The following is a 22,449-nucleotide window of genomic DNA, read 5'->3' on the forward strand; positions in this document are numbered from 1 at the left end:
CTGAGGGCGCGCGCGTGGCCCCTCACCCTGTCCCTCTCCCCGCAGGTGGGGAGAGGGGACCGATTGCGCCATCACGTTCGATTCCGCTGCGGCGATCGCAGGGGGAGCACCGCCCATTTGCTCACCCGATCGGCAGCACATTGGTGTGCTTCACCTGCGCCAGCGCGAAACTCGATTCGATCGAGGCCACCCCGTCGAGCCGCGTCAGCTTGTCCTTCAGGAACCGCTCATAGGCCGGCAGGTCGGCGCAGACGACACGCATGAGATAGTCGCGCTGGCCGGTCATCAGGTAGCATTCCATCACCTCCGGCCAGCGTGAGACGGCGCCAGCGAAGCGGTCGAGTTCCTCCTCGCGCTGGCGCTCAAGCCGGATGGAGATGAACACGCTGACCGGCAGGTCGACCGCCTTCTGGTCGACCACCGCGACATAGCCGCCGATGATGCCGGCCTCCTCCAGGAGCCGCACGCGCCTGAGGCAGGGCGTCGGCGACAGGCCGACCCGCTCGGCCAGCGCCTGGTTGGTGATGCGGCCGTCGCGCTGCAGTTCAGACAGGATGCGGCGATCGAGGTCGTCGAGCTTCATTGGCAGATTCCGCTTGTTGAAGCCGGCTGCCTAGCAGATTTCACCAGGATGGCCCATCCCGTCGACTGGATTTGGCAGGTATCGTGGCGCAAGCGATGGCATGATGACCCAAGGAGCGGGAGAACCCGCCGCTTGTCCTTGAGGAACCGCCATGTCTGCCGGCCGCCCGTCCGATCCCCGCCTGCCCGTGCTGACCGAATTGCAGCGCAAGGTGCTGTGGCTCGCCTCCTGGACGATCCACCACGCCAACCACGAGCGCGAGAACCGCGACGGGTTGAAGGTGGGCGGTCATCAGGCCTCCTCCGCCTCGCTCGCCACCATCATGACCGCGCTCTATTTCGCGGTGCTGCGCCCCGAGGACCGGGTGGCGGTGAAGCCGCATGCGAGCCCGAACTTCCACGCGATCCAATATCTGTTCGGCAACCAGACGCGCGAGAAGCTGGAGAATTTCCGCGGCTACAAGGGTGCGCAGAGCTATCCCTCGCGCACCAAGGACATCGACGATGTCGATTTCTCCACCGGCTCGGTGGGCCTCGGCGTGGCGCAGACGCTCTTTTCCTCGCTGGTGCAGGATTACGTGAAGGCCCATGGCTGGGCGAAGGACCAGGCGGAGGGCCGGATGGTCGCCCTCATCGGCGATGCCGAGATGGACGAGGGCAATATCTATGAGGCCCTGATCGAGGGCTGGAAGCACGGGTTGCGCAACACCTGGTGGGTGGTCGACTACAACCGGCAGAGCCTGGACGCGGTGATCCGCGAGGGCCTGTGGGAGCGCTTCGAGGCCATGTTCCGCAATTTCGGCTGGGACGTGGTGATCCTCAAGCACGGCAGCCTGCAGAAGGCGGCCTTTGCCGAGCCCGGCGGCGACCGGCTGCAGGCCTGGATCGATTCCTGCCCGAACCAGCTCTATGCGGCGCTCTGCTTCCAGGGCGGTGCTGCCTGGCGCAAGCGCCTCACCGACGATATCGGAGACCAGGGCCCGGTGAGCCAGCTGATCGAGCGGCGCTCGGATGCCGAACTCGCCGAACTGATGACCAATCTCGGCGGCCATGACCTGCCGAGCCTGCTCGAGGCCTTCGAGGCGATCGACCACGACCGCCCGGTCTGTTTCATCGCCTATACGGTGAAGGGCCTCGGCCTGCCGTTCCAGGGCCACAAGGACAACCATGCCGGCCTGATGACGCCAACCCAGATGGAGGCGTTCCGCACCGCCATGAAGGTCAGGCCGGGCCATGAATGGGACCGCCTCGAAGGCCTCGGCCTGCCGGCTGGCGAGATCGAAGCGTTCCTGAAGCGCGTGCCCTTCGTCCAGAAGGGCCGCAGGCGCTTCATCGCGCCGAAGATCCCGGTGCCGGCGGCACTCGCCTATCCGGCGCAGGCCGCGATGTCGACGCAGCAGGGCTTCGGCCTGATCCTCAACGAGGTCGCGCGCGGCGAGGGTGATTTCGCGTCCCGCGTGGTCACGACCTCGCCTGATGTGACGGTCTCGACCAATCTCGGCGCCTTCGTCAACCGGCGCGGTCTTTTCGCCCGCAAGTCGCTGGCCGACACGTTCAAGCAGGAGCGGATTCCCTCCACCTTCAACTGGGACTTCTCCCCGAAGGGCCAGCATATCGAGCTGGGCATCGCGGAAATGAACCTGTTCATCCTGCTCTCGGCCCTGGGACTGTCGCATTCCATCCATGGCGAGCGGCTGCTGCCGGTGGGCACGCTCTATGATCCCTTCATCCAGCGCGGCCTCGATGCCCTGAACTATGCCTGCTACCAGGACGCCCGCTTCATGCTGGTGGCGACGCCGTCCGGCGTGACGCTCGCCCCCGAGGGCGGTGCGCATCAGTCGATCTCGACGCCGCTGATCGGCATTGCGCAGGACGGCCTTGCCGCCTTCGAGCCGGCTTTCGTCGACGAGCTCGCGGTGATCATGCGCTTCGGCTTCGACTACATGCAGCGTGACGGCGAGGGCGATCCCGACGAGACAACCTGGCTGCGCGACCAGACCGGCGGATCGCTCTATCTGAGGCTCTCCACCCGCACGCTCGACCAGCCGCAGCGCGCTATGACGCCGGAGCTTGCCCGCGACATCGTCAACGGCGCCTATTGGATGAAGCCGCCCGGGCCGAATTGCCAGGTGGTCATCGCCTATACCGGCGCAGTCGCCTCCGAAGCGATCGAGGCGGCCGGCCTGATGGCCGAGAGCCACCGCGATGTCGGCGTGCTCGCCATTACCTCGGCCGACCGGCTGAATGCCGGCTGGACGGCAGCGGAACGCGCCCGCCAGCGCGGCAATGCCGAGGCGCTGAGCCATATCGAGCGGCTGATCCAGCCCCTGTCGCGCGATTGCGGGCTGGTCACGGTGATCGACGGTCATCCGGCGGCACTCGCCTGGCTCGGCGCGGTCAACGGCCACAAGGTGAAGTCGCTCGGCGTCGAGCATTTCGGCCAGACCGGCACGGTGGGTGACCTCTACCGGCACTTCGGCATGGATACGAATGCCATCCTCCATGCGGCGCAGGCGATCCTGGAACGGCGGCCGATCCGCTATCTCAAGGCCTTGCCCTGAGAGGGAGGGCGCGTACCGCTTTGGCACGGCCCGGTTAACACCGGCGGCGCGAGGGGCGTCCGCAGAGCTTTGGCCTGACCGGGCCGAAGGCAGACGTGCGGAACGCCGGATCAAAGCCGGAACAGGACCTGCGCAGCGATTCGGACATGGTTCGTTCGCGGCCTGGACTCAAGGTTAACGCGGGCAGGCCGTGAGGGCGGGATGGGGCGCTCTTGCGTACCCAATCGTGTGATTTCCGTTGGAGATCGCCGACTTGCCGCCACGCCTGCGTGCCAAAGGGGGATCGGCCCGTTAAGGCCGGCCGATCCGAAGCCGGTTTGACCGCATGTGTTCCGGAATTCCAACCGTGCCACGGCAGGCAGGCTGAGGGGCGGAGCCAGACCGGGAACATCGGCTCTCAGCCGATTCGGACATGGTTCGTTCCCGTGCTGATCTGCAAGTTAATGGCGGCGCGCTGCCGCCGGTTGGCGAGGCATCGGGGCGAACTGCGGGTCGCTGGGTTGCGGGCGGTGTTCTCAAGGCAGGGCGCTCGTCCCTGCCCGGGAGACGCCGTTAAGATCTTGGCGCTCCGAAGGGGCCCAGACGGCACCATACGAGCCCGACGACGCGCCCCGTCACCCGCCTGCCCGCAGACGCTGATCAGAGCGGGAACATCCATGCTCGGCCGATTCGGACACGCTTCGTTCACCGGCTGATCCATGCGTTACCGCCCTCGGCTGAAACCTGCCCTATGGCGGTTGGCCCTTGCGTGGAAGGGGCGGCTTTCACGCATCCAGCGGAGATCCGGCCGGACCGGCGTACCACAACGGGATTGCGGCTTAAGACCCTTAGGCTTTGAACGAGGATCGCGGGCTGATAGGGGCGTCAGCCGCTTCCAGGACCTCGGGCAATCGATCAGACCGGGAACATCGGACCTCAACCGATTCGGGCATGGTTCGTTCCCGTGTTGGTCCGCAGGTTAACAGGCGGGTGCCGGTTAACAGGCTGGCGACAGAACCGTGTGTTGAAGATCGCCATGGGAAACCGAAGTGTCGAGCGGGCGATCGTCTGACGCGAAGTTCTCTTCTGCGCTCACAACCCCATCTGCCGCGCCGCCAGATCCTTCATGATCTCTTCCGTGCCGCCGCCGATGGCGTTGACCTTCACCTCGCGATAGATGCGCTCTACCTTGGCGCCGCGCATGAAGCCGGCACCGCCGAAGATCTGCACCGCCTCCGAGGCGCAGAACGCCATGGTCTGGGTCGCGTGGTTCTTCAGCATGCAGAGTTCGGCCACCGGGCTCTCGCCCTGTTCCAGCCGCCAGGTCAGCATCTCCAGCATGGCCTGGCCGGCCTCCACCTTCTGCGCCATGTCCACCAGCTTGTGGCGGATCACCTGATGCTCCACCAGCGCACGCCCGAAGGTGCGACGCTCCCTGGCATAGGCGGTGGCTTCCTCCAGGCAGACCCGGCTCGCCGCGATGCAGCCGGCCGCCATGGTCAGTCGCTCGTGGTTGAAATTGCGCATGATGATCTTGAAGCCCTGGCCCTCGGCGCCGATCAGATTGGCAACGGGCACGCGGACATCGTCGAAACGCAGCGTCGCCGTGTCGGAGGCCCACCAGCCCATCTTCTTCAAGGGCGTGCGGGTGAATCCCGCCCGGTCGCGCTCGATCAGCAGCAGGCTGACCCCCGCCGCGCCTGGCCCGCCGGTGCGCACGGCGACGGTGTAATAGTCGGCCCGCATGCCGGAGGTGATGAAGGTCTTCTCACCCTTGACCACGTAATGGTCGCCCTCGCGCCGCGCGGTCGTGACAAGCCCTGCCACATCCGAGCCGCCGCCCGGCTCGGTGATGGCGAGCGCCGAGATCTTCTCGCCCGACAGGATGGCCGGCAGCACACGCGCCTTCAGCTCCTCCGAGCCGGCATTGGCGATCGGCGGCGCGCCGATCGCGTGACTCATCAGGCTGGCGCTGATGCCGCCGGCGCCGGGCCGCGCCAGTTCCTGCGTCGCGATGATCCAGAGGAAGCGATCGCCCGTCACGCCGCCATAGGCTTCCGGGAAGCCGAGCCCGATCAGGCCGAGATCGGCGGCCTTGCCGAAGAGCTCACGCGGAAACTCGCCCGCCTCGTCCCACTGGTGGGCGAAGGGTTCGATCTCCTTCGCCACAAACCGGCGGACCTGGTCGCGGAAGGCCTCGTGCTCGGCCGTGTAGAAGGGGTGGGTCAAGGCTTGCGGGGCTCTCTTGGCTGCATGCGGACAATCGCCGCCGTCATGGCAGGCCCTGTGCCTGCCATCCACGTCTTGCAAGGACGATCAGAAGGCGTGGATGCCCGCCAGAAGGGCGGGCATGACGATCGTCACGGTCACGGCAGGAAGGATCGCGATGCGATCCTCACTGCGTCGGCATGGCGCCGGTCACCCAGGGCCGGGTGACCACCCAGCGGCCGTTCTGAACCTGCGACAGACGCGCGTCGTTGTTGCAGAGGCGCATCTGGGGCGAGATGGCGCAGGGCCTGGTCTCGAACGGCGTCTGGGGCGGCGGGTTGGTCTCCACCGCACGGATGAAGCCCTCGACGGTCAGCGCCTGCCCGGCCTTCATCGCGGCCTGGGTGAAGCTGTCGGCGATCTGCCAGCCATAGGCCGAGAACACGGTCGGGTCCTCGCCGAACTTCGCCTTGTAGCGGACGGCCCATTCGCGGATCCGCGCATCCGGATCGTCCGGATAGGGATGGGCGGTGGTCATCATGGCGTAGAAGCCATTGGCGACCGGGCCGCCAAGCGCCGGGATGAGATGGGTATAGGCCGCGCTGGTGCCGACAAAGGTCGCGTCGAGCCCGACCTTGCGGGCTTCCGCCAGCACGCCCACCGTCTCGCGGATGATCGTGCCCATCAGGACGAGGTCGCAATTGGCCGCCTTGAGGCGCGCCACCTGGGACGAGAACTCGGTCGCGCCGCGCTTGTAGGTCGCGCGCTCGACGAAGGTCTTGCTGACGAGACCCAGCGCTGCCTCGCCGCCGCGCATCACCTCCAGGCCGAACTCGTCATCCTGATAGACCACGCAGACACGCTGCGCGTTCTTGTCGCGGATGATGTCCGGCAGCATGGTGCGGACCTGATCGTAATAGGAGGCGGCGAACGCCATCTTCAGGGGCGTCGGCGGCATGTACATCTCGCGCGCGGCGGTCACCGGCATGAAGTTCGCCACGTTGCGCTCGAACTGCACTGGCATCGCCGCCATGTTCTGCGCCGTGCCGATATGGCCGACCATCATGAAGATGCGGTCGGAATTGACCAGCTTCTGCGCGCCGAGCAGCGCCTTGCGCGGGTCATAGGCGCTGTCCTCGACGATGAGGCGAACCTGCCGGTTGTTGATGCCGCCCCGCGCATTGAGCTCGTCGAAATACATCTGCAGGCCGTTGCGGGTCTGCTTGCCATAGGCGGCGAGCGGCCCGGACAGATCCTGGATCGTACCCAGTGTGATCTGGTTGGCGGTCACCCCCTGCGGCTGGGCAAGGGCGGGCCCGGCCGCGAGTGCGAGGCCGAGCGAAAGGCTGGAAATCCATTTCAGTGTCATCGTGTGTCCTCCCTGGACGGTGACAGCGGTTTGCCCGCCTTGGTCTTGTTGGGTGAGAAGGCTAGTACAGGTCGAAACAGGGGCAAAGCCCCCTTCATGCGGCCACCTTGCCGTACATCTGGCCGATCAGATCGGCATATTTCCGGCTGACCAGATTGCGCTTCAGCTTCATGGTCGGCGTCAGCTCCTCGTCCTCGGCGGTGAGCTGCTGCTCGATCAGGCGGAACGCCTTGAGCTGCTCGACGCGCGCGAATTTCGCGTTCACCCGGTCGACCTCGGTCTGGATCAGGTCCTGCACCTCGCGGGCGCGGCAGAGGCTGGCATAGTTGGAGAAGGGGATGTCATTGTCCTGGGCGAATTTCTCGACATTCTCCAGGTCGATCATGATCAGCGCGGTGAGATAGGGCAGCTTGTCGCCGATCACCACGGCATCGGTGATGTAGGGCGAGAACTTCAGCTCGTTCTCGATCTCCGATGGCGTCACGTTCTTGCCGCCCGCCGTGATGATGATGTCCTTCATCCGGTCGGTGATCTTGAAGATGCCCTCGTTGTCGACCTGGCCGACATCGCCGGTATGCAGCCAGCCGTCGCGGATCGCCTCGGAGGTTTTCTCCGGCTGGTTCAGATAGCCGGCTATGATGGTCGGTCCGCGCGCCAGGATCTCTCCATCGGCGGAGATCTTCATCTCGATATTGCTGGTCGGGCGGCCAATCGTGCCTGGCTTGACTTTGGTGATCGGCACGATGGTGCCGGCACCGGACGTTTCCGTCATGCCCCAGATTTCCAGCATCGGCACACCAAGCGCGAAGTACCACCGGATCAGGTCGGGCGAGATCGGCGCGGCGCCGGTCGCCAGGAACCGGCAATTGTGGATGCCGATCGCCTTGCGCACATTGTTCAGCGCGATGACCCGGCCGAGCCAGACCTTGAAGCGCAGCGACAGCGGCGCCGGCTTGCCCTCCATGAACAGGTCGGCGGCCTGCCGGCCCTGTTCGATCGCCCAGCCATAGGCGAGGCGCTGCAGCGAGGTCGCCTCCTTCAGCCGGATCATCACCGCCGAATAGAACTTCTCCCAGATGCGCGGCACGGCGAGAAACACGGTCGGCGAGATCTCGCGGACGTTCTCCGGCACCGTCTCCGGGTTCTCGACGAAATTCAGCACCGCACCCGAATAGAGCGCGAGGAACTGGCCGCCGACGCGCTCGGCCACGTGGCAGAGCGGCAGGAAGGCCATGCGCTGGTCGTCCTCGTTCTGGCGCAGCGACTCTGTCGCGATCACCGACACACCCGCCAGGATGTTGCGGTTGGTGATCATCGCGCCCTTGGGCTTGCCGGTGGTGCCGGACGTATAGACGAGGATGGCGAGATCGTCGGGCTTCCGGCAGGCGATGCGCGCAGGCCAGATCGCGGGATCGGCGGCATGGGCCTGCCGCCCGAGCGCCCTCAGCTCGTCGAGCGTCATCACCTGCGGATCGGAGAAGCGGGTGAGGCCCTCGGTCTCGATGACGATGATCTTCTCAAGCGTCGGCGTGCGGCCGCGCACCTCCAGGATCTTGTCCAGTTGCTCCTCGTCCTCGACGAAGACGAAGCGTGAGGCGGAATCGGTGATCAGGTACTCGCATTGCGCCGGCGCATCGGTCGGGTAGATGCCGTTCGAGACACCGCCGGCCGAGATGATCGCATAGTCGGCAAAGGTCCATTCCTGCCGGGTATTGGCGAGGATCGAGGCGACTTCGCCGGGCTTGAGGCCCAGCGCCACCAGGCCCATGCCGATCTCGCACACGATGGTGCCGAGCGCGCTCCACGTGGTGGAACGCCAGAGACCGAACGCCTTCTGCCGCACGGCGATGGCTTCGCCGCGCATGGCGATGGCAGACGCCAGCGCCTTGGCGATCGTGTCGCCCTCCGGGATGACCGGCCGGCGGATGTCCTGGTTGGGCCAGATGTCAAACATCACCTTGTCCTCACCGCCACATCTTCTTCTTCTTCCAGCGCCGCTCGCCGCGCTGGCCTGCTTCCTTCAGCCCGAGATAGAACTCCTTCACGTCGTCCTTCTCGCGCAGCTCCGCCGCCGGCCCTTCCATCACGATCCTGCCAAGCTCCAGGATGTAGCCGTAATCGGCGGTATCGAGCGCCAGCGCGGCGTTCTGCTCCACCAGCAGGATGGTGACGCCGCGCTCGCGGTTGACCCGCTTCACAATGGCGAAGATTTCCTGGGTGAGCTTCGGCGAGAGACCGAGCGAGGGCTCGTCGAGCAGCAGGAGGTCGGGCCGCGCCATCAGCGCGCGGGCGATCGACAGCATCTGCTGCTGGCCGCCCGACAGGAGGCCGGCATCCTGGTCGGCACGTTCCCGCAGGATCGGGAAATAGGTCTCGACGCGCTCCAGATCCTCGGCGAGTTCCGCCGGATTGGAGCGCGTATAGGCGCCCATCAGCAGGTTGTGGCGCACCGACAGGAGCGGGAAGACCTCGCGGCCCTCGGGGGCGTGGCTCAGGCCCCTACGCACGATATCGGCCGGGTCGCGCCGCTCGATCGCTTCGCCCTTGAAGGTGACCGATCCCTTCTGCGGGTCGATGATGCCGGAAATCGTCCTGAGGATCGTCGTCTTGCCGGCGCCATTCGCGCCGAGCACCGTCACGATCGCGCCCTTCGGCACTTTCAGCGACACGCCGCGGATCGCCTTCACCGCGCCGTAGCTCGCTTCGACATTGGCCAGTGTCAGGATCGGATCGCTCATGCCACGGCCTCCGCGGGACGGCCGAGATAGGCCTCGATCACGGCGGGATGGCCCTGCACCTCGGCCGGCGTGCCGGTGGCAAGCACCCGGCCCTGGTTCATGGCGAGCACCCGGTCCGACACCCTGGAGACCAGGCTCATGTCGTGCTCCACCATGATCACGGTGATACCGTGGTCCTTGGTGATGTCCTGGATCCAGAAGGCCATGTCCTCGGTCTCCTCGACATTGAGGCCCGAGGACGGTTCGTCGAGCAGCAAGAGCTTCGGCCGGGTGGCAAGCGCGCGTCCGAGCTCCACCACCTTGCGTGCGCCATAGGGCAGGCCCGCCACCATGCTGTCGCGATGCACCGCGAGATCGAGGAGGTCGATGATCTCCTCCACCTGCTCGCGCAGCTTGACCTCCGCCCGCATCACCGAGGGCAGGAACAGCGCTTCCGCGATCGGATGGGTGGTGCGGTGGATATGCGCGCCGATCAGCAGGTTCTGCAGCACGGTTGCGTGCTCGAACAGCTCGATGTTCTGGAAGGTCCGCGCAATGCCCGCACCGGCCACCTTGTGCGGCGGCAGCGCCGTGATGTCGGTGCCCTCCAGCCGCACCCGGCCGGAGGTCGGCTGGTAGATGCGGCTGACGATGTTGAACACGGTCGTCTTGCCGGCGCCGTTCGGCCCGATGATCGTGAACACCTCGCCCTTGGCGACGGTGAAGCTCACGCCGTCGACGGCCTTCAGCCCGCCGAACTGCACGGAGATATCGTCGGCTTCGAAGAACGGCGCGCTCATTTCAGCCGGTCCGATTTCTGGAATGTCTTCTGCCGGCGGAACATGCCCTTCCGGTAGAACGGGAACAGCTCGAAATAGGCCTTCAGCTTCAGCCATGCGCCATACATGCCGAGCGGCTCGAACAGGATCACCACGATCAGCACGGCACCGAAGATGGTCGGCTGCAGGCCGGTCGCCTCGGCGAGCGCCTGCGGCAGCATGGGCTTCAAGGCATTGATCACCTGCGGCAGCGAGATCAGGAAGGCCGCGCCGAACACCGCGCCGAACACCGCGCCATGGACCGAGCCCAGGCCCCCGATCACCACCATCATGATCAGCTCGATCGACTGCACCACGGTGAACTGGTCGGGCGAGAGGAAGCGGATGTTGTGGGCATAGAGCGCACCGGCCACGCCCGCAAAGGCCGCCGAGAGCGCAAAGGACAGCGTCTTGTAGGCGGCGAGGTTGACGCCCATGCTCTGCGCCGAAATCTCGCTGTCGCGGATGGCGACGAAGGCGCGCCCCGTCGGCGAGCGCAGCAGGTTGATCAGGATCAGCCCCGCGCACAGCACCATGAACAGGCAGAGATAGTAGAAGGGCGGGCCATCGGCGAAGGCCAGGCCGAACAGCTTCACCGGCGGCACCATCAGCCCCGCATTGCCGCCGGTGACGTGCTCGGCCCGCGCAATCACCTCTTCCACGATCGTGCCGAAGGCGAGCGTGGCTATACCGAGATAGAGACCTTTGACGCGCAGCGCCGGCAGGCCGATGACGACGCCGACAATCGCCGCGAACAGGCCCGAGATCGGCATCGAGACGAAGAACGGCACGCCGGCAATCGCCAGCACGGCCTCCGTATAGGCGCCGACCGCCAGGAAGGCGGCGTGTCCGAGTGACATCTGGCCGGTAAAGCCCGCCAGCAGCATCAGCCCGAAGGCGACGATCGTGTAGATGCCGACCTGGGAAAGCTGCGTCAGCACATAGGGCGAGACGACGAGGGGCGCGACCAGCAGCACGGCCGCCAGGAGGCCGTACCAGAAGACCTGACCGCTGTGCTGGAACAGCTGGATGTCCTGCTCGTAGCGCGTCTTGAAGATGAAGCGCATGGGCTCAGACCTTCTTCGCGAGCCGTTCGCCGAACAGGCCGGTGGGTTTGACCACCAGCATGATCAGCACGACGACGAAGGCGGCGACGTCCTTGAAGCCCTCGATCAGGTAGAAGCCGGCGAGCGCCTCGACCACGCCGATGATCAGCCCGCCGACAATGGCGCCGGGCAGCGAGGTGAAGCCGCCGATCACCGCGGCCGGGAAGGCCTTGATCCCGATGAAGCCCATATTGGCGTGGATGAAGGTGAGCGGTGCGAGCAGGATGCCGGCGATCGCCGCCACCGCCGCCGAGATGCCCCAGATCAGGCCGGAGAAGCGCTTGACCGGGATGCCCATGTAATAGGCCGCCAGCTGGTTCTGGCTCATCGCCTGCATGGCGATGCCGATCTTGGTGTAGCGGAACATGGCGGCGAGCGCCCCGCAGAGGATCAGCGTCACCGCGATCACCACCACATGCTCGGCCGAGATCACCAGGCCGCCGAGCCGGAACACCTCGCCGCGAAACGGCGTTGGCAGCGAATGGGTGTCGGTGCCGACCACCGGGATCATGGTGACGAGCCCGCGCGCCATATAGCCGATGCCGATGGTCACCATCACGATGGAGAAGGCGGGATGGCCGAGGATGGGCCTGAGCACCAGCCGCTCGATCATGAGCCCCACCAGCGCGGTCGCGATCATGGCTGCGGCCAGCGACAGCCAATAGGGCAGGCCGAGCACGGTGGTGGCGAACAGACCTGAAAAGGCCCCGATCATCATCAACTCGCCTTGCGCGAAATTGACGGTTTCGGTCGCCTTGTAGATCAGCACGAATCCGAGCGCGATCAGGCCGTAGATACAGCCTTGCGCAAGCCCGCTGACAACGAGCTGTATGAATTGCAAGCGGGCTCTCCCTCGCTTCCGGCGTTTCCCTCATGCACTGCGTCGTCCGGAGCGGTTGATCCGCTCTCGGCGCGTTGTCGTCAGGCGATCCCGAGCAGGGCGCGCGCCTCCTTGGGGCTCGCGATCTCGCGTCCGGTCTGCCTGACGAGGCCGGCGATCTCCTCGATCAGCTGGCCGTTGGACGTCACCTTGGTGCCGTCCGCTGTGTAGAATGTGTCCTCCAGCCCGGTACGCATATGGCCGCCGAGTTCAGCACAGCGGCGATGCAGTTGCCAGATGCCGGCGCGGCCAATCGCAGTCACCTGCCAATTGGCGGCGGGCACCTTGAGCTTCAGCAGGATCGGCAGGAGATCGGGGTCTGCCGGCATGCCGGATTCCACCCCCATGACGAAATTGTACTGCGGCGGACGGAACAGCATGCCCGCCTGTCCGTAAAGCCCGACCGAGCGCACGATGCCGGTATCGAAGCACTCGAATTCCGGCACGGTTCCGGCGGGCTTCATCACATCGAGATAGGCCTGGATCTTGGCGACCGGGTTGTCGAAAAGGTGGGGCGGCCAGGCCCATGTGCCATCGGCCTTCACCTTGAGATAGTTGAGCGAACCGGCATTGCAGGCGGCCACTTCCGGCTTTGTCTCACGGATGCAGGCGAGCGCGCCCTGATAATCCGGGCCGACCACGCCGGACGTGTGGTTGATCACCACATCCGGGCAGGCTGCGCGGATTGCCGCCTGGACCTCTTGCGACAGCGCCACGTCCCAGCTCGGCAGGTGCCCCTTGCCCTCGCCCTGCTGGCGCAGATGGATATGCATCACGCTCGCGCCGGCCTCATAGGCGCGGCGGGCCTCCGCCGCCATCTCGGCCGGTGTCACCGGCACATGGTGCTGGCGCGGATCGGTCAGCACGCCGTTCAGCGCTGCGGTGATGATGGCCTTGTCGCTCATGCCGGCGAATTCCCATGACGATGCGGGTCATGGTTTCAGCGCCGGGTGCGAGCGTCTTGCGTCAATCGGCTAAGCGCCAACGGCAAAGAGCCGCCGTGGGTGCGGCGGCTCTTGCAAGCGATGATCGTTCTCGGGTCAGGCGTGGGCGGGCCTGGCGAAATAGCCGAAGAGACCCGGCTCGCGCTTCCAGGCATCAGCCGCGATCACCAGCGACATGAAGCCCCAGAGCGCCAGATATTCGATGCCGCCGCCGGCCCAGAACCAGCCGAGCCCGCGGGTGGCGACGATCGCATAGGCGGCCACCGCCATCAGGCCTGCCGAGACGACGCCGAGATATTTGGTGCCGATGCCGAGGATCAGGCCGACCGCGCAGACGGCCTCCATCACCATGGCGAGCACCACGAAGAAGGCCGGCGGCTGGAAGCCCGCCTTGGCGAAGAAGGCGACCGTGCCGGCATAGCCGGTGATCTTGCCGATGACATGGGGAATGTAGAACAGGCCGCACAGCACGCGGACGCTGTCCATCGGACGGTTGATATCGAAATTGGGGGTGAACTCGGACATGGGCTGCCTCGCCTGGGGTGGGGCTCGACGCTCGCGTCGCGACATGCGGCGTGGCGAAAGCAGGGCGAGGATGATCCCGTCGGGTCCGAAGCAGCTTGAGCGAGATCAACCGATTTCATGCGAAAATGCCTGCTGAGGCAGGCGGTTTCGCATGATTTTCGTAAGGTAAGGCCTGTTTTGGGTCGATCCCGTCAGGTGTGACCCCAGTTCGGCTTCCGCTTCTCGGCGAAGGCGGCCATGCCCTCCTTCGCATCGGCCGTCTGGGCGGTGAGCGCAATCTGCGCCTCCGTATAGGCGATCGCCTCGTCGAAGCTCATCGCGCGGATGGCCCGCATGGCATATTTGCCGCGGCTGATCGCCATGGGCGACTTGTCGATCAGTCGGTTGGCGAGCCAAGCCACCTTGGCGTCGAGGTCCTGAGCCGGCACAGCATAATTGATCAGTCCGGCGGAGACAGCTTCGGCAGGCGTGAAGGGCTCGCCGGTCAGGCACCATTCGGCCACGAGGCGGCGCGGCACCATGTCCTGCAACAGGCTCAGCACCTGCATCGGGAAGACGCCGACCTTCACCTCCGGCAGGCCGAAGACCACGTGGTCGGCCGCAACCGCCATGTCGGTCATGCACAGAAGGCCCATGCCGCCGGCCATGCAGGCGCCGTTGACCCGGGCGATCGAGGGCTTGGTGGCGTTCTGCGACAGCCGCAGCAGATCGGCATAATCGCTGTTCGGCCGGTCCTGGCCGAAGCCCATGCCGCGGCCGGGCTGCAGGTCGGCTCCGGCACAGAAGGCCTTGTCGCCTGTGCCCGTCAGCACGATGACGCGAATGGCGGGATCGGCATGGGCCTGCTTGTAGCCCGCGGCAATACCGGCCAGCACATCGGCATTGATGGCGTTGCGCTTGTCCGGCCGGTTGATGGTGATGGTCAGGACCGGGCCGTCGGTCGCGATGAGAACGGGTTGGTCGGTCATGGGTTCACTCCGTCTTGTGCCGCCTCGATCCGCGCCAGAAACCGGCCGGTCGTCACCTGGTCGCCGGCCGTGACCGCGATCTCGGCGACCCGGCCGGCCACTTGCGCCCGGTGGACATGTTCCATCTTCATCGCCTCGAGCGTCACCACCGCCTCGCCGGCGGCGATCTCGGCGCCCTCGGCGACATGGACCGCCACGATGCGGCCGTTCATGGCAGCGCTGATCCGCCCGTCGCCACCGTCGCTGCCGGGCGGACGGGCCGCCGCGCGGGTGAGGTCCTGGACGATGATCTGGTCGGCGCCGCGCTGCAGGCAGAGCTGGTCGCCGCTCAGGGTGAAGGCGACGGTCTCTGTCAGGCCGTCGTGGCGATAGGTGAGGCGTGGCGCACGCCCGGCCGGTTCCTCAAGCGCGATCACCTCGATGGTGGAGGCGGTGCCGCCGCCCTCGATCCGGTAAAGCCCGTCGCGGCCGCGATGGATGGCCACCGCATGGGCTGTACCGCCGAGGTCGAGCACCATCGGCACGGCGAGCGGCGGGCCGACATGACGGGGCTTGAGGCGATAGGCGGGCGGCGTTGCCGCGACAAAGAGGACGAGGGCGGCGAGCGCCGGATCGGGCAGTCCGAGGGGCGTTTTGGCCGGAAGGAGATCTCCCTCCTGTTCCACGATGAATCCGGTTGTCGCGTGCCCCTCGGCAAAGACGGGATGGGCGAGCGACCGGGCCAGAAACCCCTGATTGGTGGCGATTCCGAGCGCAATCGAGCCGTTCAGGGCCGAAATCAGCCGCCTCCGCGCCTCCTCGCGCGTGTCGCCATGGGCGATCAGCTTGGCGATCATCGAATCATAGAAAGGTGGCACCGCACTGCCGGAACGGAGCGCGGTCTCCACCCGGATTCCGCTCTCCATCTCGAAGGCGGCGAACGTGCCGGACTGCGGCATGAAGCCTTGGCGCGGGTCTTCGGCGCAGAGCCGCACCTCGATCGCATGGCCCTCGAAGCGCACCTGATGCTGGGCGAGCGGCAGCGCCTCGCCCGCGGCAACCCGCAATTGCCACTCCACCAGATCGAGCCCGGTGATTGCCTCCGTCACCGGGTGCTCGACCTGCAGCCGGGTGTTCATCTCCATGAAGTAGAAGCGGTTTTCGGCATCGAGCAGGAATTCCAGCGTGCCCGCGCCCTCATAGGCCAGCGCCTGCACCGCCTTGACCGAGACCTCGCCCATCCGGGCCCGAAGGTCGGCTGAGACGGCCGGCGAGGGCGCTTCCTCGATCAGCTTCTGGTGGCGCCGCTGCACCGAACAATCGCGCTCGCCGAGATGGATCGCGTTGCCGTGACGGTCGCCGAAGACCTGGATCTCGATATGACGAGGGCGGACGATCGCCTTCTCGATCAGGACAGTATCGTTGCCGAAGGCATTGGCCGCTTCCGACTTCGCGCTGCGCAGCAGTTCGGCGAAACTGGCGGCATCGGGAACGAGCCGCATGCCGCGCCCGCCGCCACCCGCAACCGCCTTGATCATCACGGGAAAGCCGAGTTTGCCGGCTTCTTCGGCAAGCCGCTGCTCGCTCTGGTCGTCGCCCTGATAGCCCGGCACCACCGGCACGCCGGCCGCCGCCATGAAGGCCTTGGCGCCGGCCTTGTCGCCCATGGCGTCGATCGCCTGCGGCGAGGGGCCGATGAAGACGAGGCCGGCCGCCTGGACGGCACGGGCGAAGGCTGCATTCTCGGCGAGGAAGCCGTAGCCCGGATGGATCGCGTCTGCCCCCGCGCGCCGCGCCGCCTCGATGATGGCGGGGATGTTCAGATAGGACTCAGCCGGCCGGGAACCACCGATGCGCACGGCCCGGTCGGCCATGCGGACATGGAGCGCCTCCGCGTCGGCATCGGAATAGACCGCGACCGTCGCAAAGCCCATGCGGCGGGCCGTTGCCATGATGCGCAGCGCGATCTCGCCGCGATTGGCGATCAGGATGGTGCGGAAGGCTGTCGCGGTCATCAGGGCCTCGCGACCGAAAACTGCATGGGAACGGGCTTGCGCCGCTCGGCATCGCGGCAGATGGCGAGCGCCTCTGCCAGCACCGCGCGGGTGTCGCGCGGGTCGATCACGCCGTCGTCGAGCAGGCGGGCGGAGGTCGCGAACACGTCCATCTGGCTGTCGAACAGGGTGACGATCTTGTCTTTCAGCGCGCCGATCTGCTCTTCGTCCGCCGGCTTGCCGCGCCGCGCGGCGGCGGCGCGGGTGACGATCGCCATGGTCTCGGCGGCCTGCTCGCCGCCCATCACGGCGGTGCGCGCATTGGGCCAGGAGAAGCAGAAGCGGGGCCCGAAGCCGCGACCGCACATGCCGTAATTGCCCGCGCCATAGGAGGCGCCGCAATAGAGGGTGATCTGCGGCACGGTGGCATTGGTCACCGCCTGGATCATCTTGGAGCCGTGCTTGATCATGCCGGCCTCCTCATAAGCGCGGCCGACCATGAAGCCGGTCGTGTTGTTGAGGTAGAGGATCGGCGTCTTCGACTGGCAGCAGGCCTGGATGAAGTGCGTCGCCTTGTTGGCGCCGGCCGGGTCCAGCGGGCCATTGTTGGTGATGATCCCCACGGGATGGCCTTGGATGCTGGCGTGGCCGCAGACGGTTGCCGGGCCATAGGCTTCGCCGAAAGCCAGGAAGTTCGAGCCGTCGACGATGCGCGCGATCACCTCGCGCATGTCGACTGGGCGCTTGCCGTCCATGGGCATGATACCGAGAAGGTCCTCGGCGTCGTGAAGCGGTTCGGCGAACGCGGGCTCGGCCAGAGGGGGTCGGTCGCGGTCCCAACCGAGGCCTGCGACGACCTCGCGGGCAAGCCGCAAGGCGTCGCGGTCGTCCTCGGCCAGATAGTCGCCGAGGCCCGAAATGCTGGTGTGCATCTCCGCGCCGCCGAGCTCCTCTTCCGTCGCGATCTCGCCGGTGGCGGCCTTCAAGAGCGGCGGCCCGGCCAGGAAGGCGCGGGTGCGGCCGCGCACCATGATGATGTAGTCGGAGAGGCCGGTCTGATAGGCGCCGCCGGCGGTCGACGAGCCGTGGGTGACCGTTATGACCGGCAGGCCGGCTGCCGACAGCCTCGCCAGATTGCGGAACGTCGTGCCGCCGTGGATGAAGTGCTCCACCTTGTAGCGCATGAGGTTCGCGCCGGCGCTTTCGACCAACTGGAGATAGGGCAGCTTGTTCTCCAGCGCGATTTCCTGGCCGCGCAGCTTCTTTTCCAGCCCCATGGGCTGCAACGCGCCCGCATCGATGCCGGCATCGCTCGCCGAGATGAAGCAGCGCACGCCCGCGACAATCCCGATGCCAGAGACGACGCCCGAGCCCGGCACGCTGCGGTCGGGATCGGGAACGTCCATGCAATAGCCGGAGAGTGAGGCGAGCTCGATGAACGGTGTACCAGGATCGATCAGCAACGCGACGCGTTCGCGCGGCAGGAGCTGCCCGCGCTCGTGAAAGCGCGGGCCGGCCAGCGCCGACGCCTGTGTCGCCCGTTCTTCAAGCGCGCGCACCCGCCCGATCAACGCCAGCATGCCGTCGCGGTTGGCGACAAAGTCCGTGCTGCCGGAATTGAGCGTCGTCTCGATGATCGCCATGCGGCCGGATCCCTCACTGATCGGATCCGAGACTGGCGGCTCCCCGCCATCAGGTCTTGTGCCGACTGGCTGGCGCGTCAGCCGGCCTTCATGTCGGGCGGAAAGGTCGGGCCGATCCCCTGTTCGGCGGCGGCCTTGTCCTGCGCCGCGAGGGCGGCAAGATATCCGGGCCTCGCCGACAACCTGGCCCAATAGGCCGCGACGGCGGGCGAGAAGTCCTTCGACAGGCCGAGGATTTCCGCCAGCATCAGCGCATAGCCGACCGAGATATCGGCGGCGGTGAAGCGCCCGGCGGCGAGATAGTCCGAGGCGCCGACCACGGCATCCACCCCGCGCAGGCGGCCGTGGAACCACTTCGCATAGTCTTCCGCCACCTGCGGCTGCAGGCGCTCGGGCGTCTCGAAGCGGCTGTAGCGCAGCACCAGCGCCTGCGGAAAGGTGAGCGTCGCCTCGCCGAAATGCAGCCAGTTCAGATAGGCGCCGAAGGCTTTGTCGTCAGGGCTCACGGCCAGCGGCGTCGGCCCATGGCGCACGCCGAGATATTCGCAGATCGCCGCGGATTCACTCATCCGCGTGTCGCCATCGATCAGATAGGGCACGGTGCCCAGCGGATTGACCTCGAAATAGGGCTTGTGGCGCGCCCGCGGCGGGAAGGGCATGACCTTCAGATCATAGGGCAGGCCCATTTCCTCGAGCATCCAGAGCGGACGGAACGAGCGGGCCGACAGGCAGTGGAACAGCGTGATCATCGGTTGGTGGTTCCCGGCAGCGTGCCCATGGCCTTGGAAATGATCGACAGCATGACCTCGTCGGCGCCGCCGGCGATCGAGGTGAGCCGCGCATCGCGGTAATAACGGGTGACCGGGGTCTCGTTCATGTAGCCCATGCCGCCCCAGTACTGCATGCAGGCATCGCCGACCTCGCGGCCGAGCCGGCCGGCCTTCAGCTTGGCCATGGAGGCGAGCGTCGTCATGTCGGCGCCGGCCAGCATCTCTTCCGCCGCGCGATAGATCAGCGAGCGCAGCAGCTCGACCTCGGTCTTCAGTTCGGCGAGGCGGAAATGGACCACCTGATTGTCCAGGATCGACTTGCCGAAGGCGTTGCGGCCGCGCGTATATTCGATGGTCTGATCGATGATCCATTCCGCTGGCTTCAGCCCGGCGGCCGCACCCCACAGGCGCTCCTCCTGGAACTGCATCATCTGGTAGGTGAAGCCCTTGCCCTCCTCGCCGATGCGGTTGCGCTTGGGCACCCTGACCTCGTCGAAGAAGATCTGCGCTGTGTCGGAGGACCGCATGCCGAGCTTGTCGAGCGTGCGGGCAACCGTGACGCCCTTTTCCTTCATCGGCACGCAGATCAGCGACTTGTTGCGGTGCGCCGGGCCGTCGCCGGTATTGGCGAGCAGGCAGATCCAGTCCGCCTTGGCGCCATTGGTGATCCACATCTTGCCGCCGGTGATGACATAGTCGTCGCCATCAGCTCGGGCGGTCGTCTTGATCGAGGCGACATCGGAGCCGGCGCCGGGTTCCGACACGCCGATACAGGCGACGTAGTCGCCGCTTACCGACGGCGCCAGGAATTCGGACTTCACATGGTCAGAGCCGAAACGCGCCAGTGCCGGCGTCGCCATGTCGGTCTGCACGCCAATCGCCATCGGCACGCCGCCGCATCTGATGGCGCCGACTTCCTCGGCCATCAGCAGGGCATAGGAATAGTCGAGGCCCGAGCCTCCATATTCAACCGGCTTGTTGAGCCCCAAAAAGCCGAGGCTGCCCATCTTCTTGAACAGCTCGTGGGACGGGAACTGGCCGGCCTCCTCCCATGCATCGACATACGGATTGACCTCGGCGGCGATGAACTTCTGCAGGCTGCGCCTGACCTCGTCATGCTCGGATGTGAACAGCATTGCGTTCCTCGCCTGCGTCTTCAGCTCGTCGGAAGCCTGCCGCCCTGTGGCGGCGGCGGCTTGCGTCCAGTGGTCACGCCGGCTCGAGCGCGCTGGCCGACCCGCCGCGATAGATCGCCAGTTCGCGCGATCCGGAGAAGATCGCCCGCGGCTTCAACCCATAGAAGCGGCGGATCGAATGGCTGAAATGGGTGGAATCGGGATAGCCGATATCGAGCGCCAGATGCGCCATGTTGAGGCTCTCATTGGCGAAATTCAGCAGGTGGCGCGCGCGCTTCCAGGCGCGGAGGGCTCGCAGCGGCACACCGGTCTCTTCCTTGAACAGGTGCAGGAAGCGCGACACCGAGAGATTGACCATCTCGGCCTGCTCGCCAGCCGACTGGGTCGAGCCGGGATCGTCGGCCATGGCGCGGAGGACCCGCGCGATGCGCGGATCGAGGTCGCGCTTCGGCAGGGCATGGCCGAACACGGCCTCGTCCACCGCGTCCGCCTTCATCGGACGGAGATCGGCCGAGGCCAGCAGATGACGGCGTGCAGCCCGCATGGTTTCGGCGACCCCGATGTCGCAGCGGCTGGCAAAATCGGCCTCGATCGCGGCCAGCGCCGCCTGGTCGACACTCTCCGGCTCGATCAGGATTGCCGATACGCAGAGGTGGTCGGCCTCGATGCTGTGGGGGTATAGGCGGGGATGACGGCGGCTGCGACCTCGCGCATCGGCTGGCCTTCGACAGTCACCCGGATGCGTCCGTCGAGAGCTGCAACGATGGCGAGCGCGCCGAGCGAGCGCCTGCGCGGGCGGCCAAGCAGCCCGGCATAGAAAACGCGATCAGGCCCGACGAACATGAAGCGTTCCGGACACACGGTCCTGGCTGCCATCCACAATCCTCCCCGAAGTCTTGTTTTTTGCCAGCATAGGCGTTCGCGGCGCCCAATTCACTCCGGCAATTGGACGATGGATCGATAGAAAGTTTCGGCAAACTCCGCTAAGGACACAACCCGGTACCGCTCACGGAAGGTGACCGCTGCCCCCAAGGGTGGTTCTTGCGACCGTGAATTCAACGAACTGACGATGACCGAGACGGACCATTGGCCGGCGAGCCAAGCCGTTCACAGGAGGAGTCCCCTATGAAGCGCCGCAATTTCCTGGCCACCACCGGTGTCGGCCTTGCCGCGACCGCGGTTGCCGCCCCCGCGATTGCCCAGTCCATGCCGGAAGTGAAGTGGCGCCTGACGTCCAGCTTCCCGAAGTCGCTCGACACGATCTATGGCGCCGCTGAAACGGTGGCCAAGCAGGTCGCCGAGATGACCGACAACAAGTTCCAGATCCAGGTGTTCGCCGCCGGCGAGATCGTGCCGCCGCTGGCCGCCGCCGATGCCGTTACCAATGGCACTGTCGAGATGTGCCACACCGTCTCCTACTACTATGTCGGCAAGGACCCGACCTTCGCGGTCGCCGCGTCGGTTCCGTTCGGCATGAATGCCCGCCAGCAGAATGCCTGGCTCTATCAGGGCGGCGGGCAGGAGCTCTTCAACGAGTTCTACAAGAAGTACAACCTCTACGGCATCCAGACCGGCAATACCGGCGCTCAGATGGGCGGCTGGTTCCGCAAGGAGATCAAGACGGTTGCCGATCTCCAGGGCCTCAAGATGCGCATCGGCGGCATTGCCGGTCAGGTGCTGCAGAAGCTCGGCGTCGTGCCGCAGCAGATCGGCGGCGGCGACATCTACCCGGCGCTCGAGAAGGGCACCATCGACGGCGCCGAGTGGGTCGGCCCCTATGACGACGAAAAGCTCGGCTTCAACAAGGTGGCGCCGTTCTACTACTATCCCGGCTGGTGGGAAGGCGGCCCGGCCGTCCACTCCTTCATCAATCTGGAAAAGTGGAACGCCCTGCCGAAGGCCTACCAGGCGGTGCTGACCAATGCCTGCGCCTATGCCACCAACATCATGACCGCCAAGTATGATGTGCAGAATCCGCAGGCGCTTCGCCGCCTGGTGGCCGCCGGCACGCAGCTCCGTCCGTTCCCGCCGGAGGTGATGGACGCCTGCTTCAACGCGGCCAACGAGCTCTGGGCCGAGATCTCGGCCAAGAACCCCGACTTCAAGAAGGCTATCGAGGCGATGATTGCCTCGCGCAACGACCAGTATCTGTGGTGGCAGGTGGCAGAGTTCACCTACGACAACTTCATGATCCGCGCCCGCGCGCGTCGCTGAGCGTTCGGCCGGTCCTTCCGGCCTGACACGAGATGGGGCCGGGTCGCAACAAGCGG

General features: G+C 66.1%; 19 protein-coding genes. 2 read left to right on the plus strand and 17 right to left on the minus strand.

The genetic code is table 11. The features are described from left to right. Positions 1–121: 121 nt before the first annotated feature. Positions 122–583 (minus strand): Lrp/AsnC family transcriptional regulator, encoded by a 462-nt coding sequence (locus tag E8L99_RS06785; RefSeq protein ID WP_137098830.1) that lies wholly within the window; start codon positions 581–583, stop codon positions 122–124. Between the two features lie 151 nt (positions 584–734). Between E8L99_RS06785 and E8L99_RS06790 the strand changes: the two genes are divergently transcribed. Then, on the plus strand, positions 735–3,143 hold the full coding sequence (locus tag E8L99_RS06790) for a transketolase-like TK C-terminal-containing protein (RefSeq protein ID WP_137098831.1): 2,409 nt from the start codon (positions 735–737) through the stop codon (positions 3,141–3,143). 1,071 nt (positions 3,144–4,214) lie between these two features. On the opposite strand, the gene E8L99_RS06795 is transcribed toward E8L99_RS06790, so the two are convergent. The 16 genes from E8L99_RS06795 to E8L99_RS24090 all read right to left on the minus strand — a co-directional run bounded on the left by E8L99_RS06795 (position 4,215) and on the right by E8L99_RS24090 (position 21,055). Continuing rightward, a complete protein-coding gene (locus E8L99_RS06795; RefSeq protein WP_137098832.1) occupies positions 4,215–5,351 on the minus strand; it encodes an acyl-CoA dehydrogenase family protein in 1,137 nt (378 codons plus the stop codon). 166 nt (positions 5,352–5,517) lie between these two features. After that, positions 5,518–6,699 carry an ABC transporter substrate-binding protein gene (locus tag E8L99_RS06800; RefSeq protein WP_137098833.1) on the minus strand — a complete coding sequence of 394 codons (1,182 nt, stop codon included), beginning with the start codon at positions 6,697–6,699 and terminating at the stop codon, positions 5,518–5,520. A 94-nt stretch (positions 6,700–6,793) separates the two neighbouring features. After that, positions 6,794–8,653, minus strand: coding sequence for an AMP-dependent synthetase/ligase (locus E8L99_RS06805; protein WP_137098834.1), 1,860 nt, complete (start codon positions 8,651–8,653; stop codon positions 6,794–6,796). 10 nt (positions 8,654–8,663) lie between these two features. After that, positions 8,664–9,437 (minus strand): ABC transporter ATP-binding protein, encoded by a 774-nt coding sequence (locus tag E8L99_RS06810; protein ID WP_137098835.1) that lies wholly within the window; start codon positions 9,435–9,437, stop codon positions 8,664–8,666. Further along, a complete protein-coding gene (locus E8L99_RS06815; protein WP_137098836.1) occupies positions 9,434–10,216 on the minus strand; it encodes an ABC transporter ATP-binding protein in 783 nt (260 codons plus the stop codon). Before E8L99_RS06815 ends, E8L99_RS06810 begins: the two co-directional genes overlap by 4 nt. After that, on the minus strand, positions 10,213–11,301 hold the full coding sequence (locus E8L99_RS06820; protein ID WP_137098837.1) for a branched-chain amino acid ABC transporter permease: 1,089 nt from the start codon (positions 11,299–11,301) through the stop codon (positions 10,213–10,215). Before E8L99_RS06820 ends, E8L99_RS06815 begins: the two co-directional genes overlap by 4 nt. A gap of 4 nt (positions 11,302–11,305) precedes the next feature. After that, positions 11,306–12,181, minus strand: coding sequence for a branched-chain amino acid ABC transporter permease (locus E8L99_RS06825; RefSeq protein ID WP_137098838.1), 876 nt, complete (start codon positions 12,179–12,181; stop codon positions 11,306–11,308). Positions 12,182–12,261: 80 nt separating this feature from the next. Next, complete coding sequence (locus E8L99_RS06830) at positions 12,262–13,125, minus strand: BKACE family enzyme (RefSeq protein ID WP_137098839.1); 864 nt, start codon at positions 13,123–13,125, stop codon at positions 12,262–12,264. 135 nt (positions 13,126–13,260) lie between these two features. Continuing rightward, the gene (locus tag E8L99_RS06835) at positions 13,261–13,689 is read right to left on the minus strand and encodes a DoxX family protein (protein WP_137098840.1); all 429 of its coding nucleotides are present in this window, start codon (positions 13,687–13,689) and stop codon (positions 13,261–13,263) included. 191 nt (positions 13,690–13,880) lie between these two features. Beyond that, complete coding sequence (locus E8L99_RS06840) at positions 13,881–14,657, minus strand: enoyl-CoA hydratase/isomerase family protein (protein ID WP_137098841.1); 777 nt, start codon at positions 14,655–14,657, stop codon at positions 13,881–13,883. After that, entirely contained in the window at positions 14,654–16,651 is a 1,998-nt protein-coding gene (locus E8L99_RS06845; protein ID WP_137098842.1) for an acetyl/propionyl/methylcrotonyl-CoA carboxylase subunit alpha, read from the minus strand. Before E8L99_RS06845 ends, E8L99_RS06840 begins: the two co-directional genes overlap by 4 nt. After that, a complete protein-coding gene (locus E8L99_RS06850) occupies positions 16,651–18,273 on the minus strand; it encodes an acyl-CoA carboxylase subunit beta (protein ID WP_137098843.1) in 1,623 nt (540 codons plus the stop codon). The genes E8L99_RS06845 and E8L99_RS06850 overlap by 1 nt, the downstream gene beginning before the upstream one ends. A 77-nt stretch (positions 18,274–18,350) precedes the next feature. Continuing rightward, positions 18,351–19,022 carry a glutathione S-transferase family protein gene (locus E8L99_RS06855; RefSeq protein ID WP_137098844.1) on the minus strand — a complete coding sequence of 224 codons (672 nt, stop codon included), beginning with the start codon at positions 19,020–19,022 and terminating at the stop codon, positions 18,351–18,353. Then, positions 19,019–20,179 carry an acyl-CoA dehydrogenase family protein gene (locus E8L99_RS06860; protein ID WP_137098845.1) on the minus strand — a complete coding sequence of 387 codons (1,161 nt, stop codon included), beginning with the start codon at positions 20,177–20,179 and terminating at the stop codon, positions 19,019–19,021. Before E8L99_RS06860 ends, E8L99_RS06855 begins: the two co-directional genes overlap by 4 nt. Positions 20,180–20,252: 73 nt before the next feature. Beyond that, on the minus strand, positions 20,253–20,723 hold the full coding sequence (locus tag E8L99_RS24085) for a helix-turn-helix domain-containing protein (protein WP_315862574.1): 471 nt from the start codon (positions 20,721–20,723) through the stop codon (positions 20,253–20,255). An 86-nt stretch (positions 20,724–20,809) separates the two neighbouring features. After that, entirely contained in the window at positions 20,810–21,055 is a 246-nt protein-coding gene (locus E8L99_RS24090) for a hypothetical protein (protein WP_315862575.1), read from the minus strand. A gap of 249 nt (positions 21,056–21,304) precedes the next feature. Here E8L99_RS24090 and E8L99_RS06870 point away from each other — a divergent pair, with 249 nt between their 5' ends. After that, on the plus strand, positions 21,305–22,393 hold the full coding sequence (locus tag E8L99_RS06870; RefSeq protein WP_137098846.1) for a TRAP transporter substrate-binding protein: 1,089 nt from the start codon (positions 21,305–21,307) through the stop codon (positions 22,391–22,393). The last annotated feature ends 56 nt before the right edge of the window (positions 22,394–22,449 follow it).

Origin of the sequence: Phreatobacter aquaticus (assembly GCF_005160265.1) — a bacterium.
Classification (GTDB): domain Bacteria; phylum Pseudomonadota; class Alphaproteobacteria; order Rhizobiales; family Phreatobacteraceae; genus Phreatobacter; species Phreatobacter aquaticus.

Bases quoted from the DNA above. Each gene is read 5' to 3' on its own strand.
- E8L99_RS06850 (WP_137098843.1), bottom strand. From the start codon at position 18,273: ATGGCGATCATCGAGACGACGCTCAATTCCGGCAGCACGGACTTTGTC.
- E8L99_RS06815 (WP_137098836.1), bottom strand. From the start codon at position 10,216: ATGAGCGCGCCGTTCTTCGAAGCCGACGATATCTCCGTGCAGTTCGGC.
- E8L99_RS06790 (WP_137098831.1), top strand. From the start codon at position 735: ATGTCTGCCGGCCGCCCGTCCGATCCCCGCCTGCCCGTGCTGACCGAA.
- E8L99_RS06855 (WP_137098844.1), bottom strand. From the start codon at position 19,022: ATGATCACGCTGTTCCACTGCCTGTCGGCCCGCTCGTTCCGTCCGCTC.
- E8L99_RS24090 (WP_315862575.1), bottom strand. From the start codon at position 21,055: ATGGCAGCCAGGACCGTGTGTCCGGAACGCTTCATGTTCGTCGGGCCT.
- E8L99_RS06820 (WP_137098837.1), bottom strand. From the start codon at position 11,301: ATGCGCTTCATCTTCAAGACGCGCTACGAGCAGGACATCCAGCTGTTC.
- E8L99_RS06870 (WP_137098846.1), top strand. From the start codon at position 21,305: ATGAAGCGCCGCAATTTCCTGGCCACCACCGGTGTCGGCCTTGCCGCG.
- E8L99_RS06840 (WP_137098841.1), bottom strand. From the start codon at position 14,657: ATGACCGACCAACCCGTTCTCATCGCGACCGACGGCCCGGTCCTGACC.
- E8L99_RS06785 (WP_137098830.1), bottom strand. From the start codon at position 583: ATGAAGCTCGACGACCTCGATCGCCGCATCCTGTCTGAACTGCAGCGC.
- E8L99_RS06835 (WP_137098840.1), bottom strand. From the start codon at position 13,689: ATGTCCGAGTTCACCCCCAATTTCGATATCAACCGTCCGATGGACAGC.
- E8L99_RS06800 (WP_137098833.1), bottom strand. From the start codon at position 6,699: ATGACACTGAAATGGATTTCCAGCCTTTCGCTCGGCCTCGCACTCGCG.
- E8L99_RS06810 (WP_137098835.1), bottom strand. From the start codon at position 9,437: ATGAGCGATCCGATCCTGACACTGGCCAATGTCGAAGCGAGCTACGGC.
- E8L99_RS06860 (WP_137098845.1), bottom strand. From the start codon at position 20,179: ATGCTGTTCACATCCGAGCATGACGAGGTCAGGCGCAGCCTGCAGAAG.
- E8L99_RS24085 (WP_315862574.1), bottom strand. From the start codon at position 20,723: ATGCGGGCTGCACGCCGTCATCTGCTGGCCTCGGCCGATCTCCGTCCG.
- E8L99_RS06805 (WP_137098834.1), bottom strand. From the start codon at position 8,653: ATGTTTGACATCTGGCCCAACCAGGACATCCGCCGGCCGGTCATCCCG.
- E8L99_RS06845 (WP_137098842.1), bottom strand. From the start codon at position 16,651: ATGACCGCGACAGCCTTCCGCACCATCCTGATCGCCAATCGCGGCGAG.
- E8L99_RS06830 (WP_137098839.1), bottom strand. From the start codon at position 13,125: ATGAGCGACAAGGCCATCATCACCGCAGCGCTGAACGGCGTGCTGACC.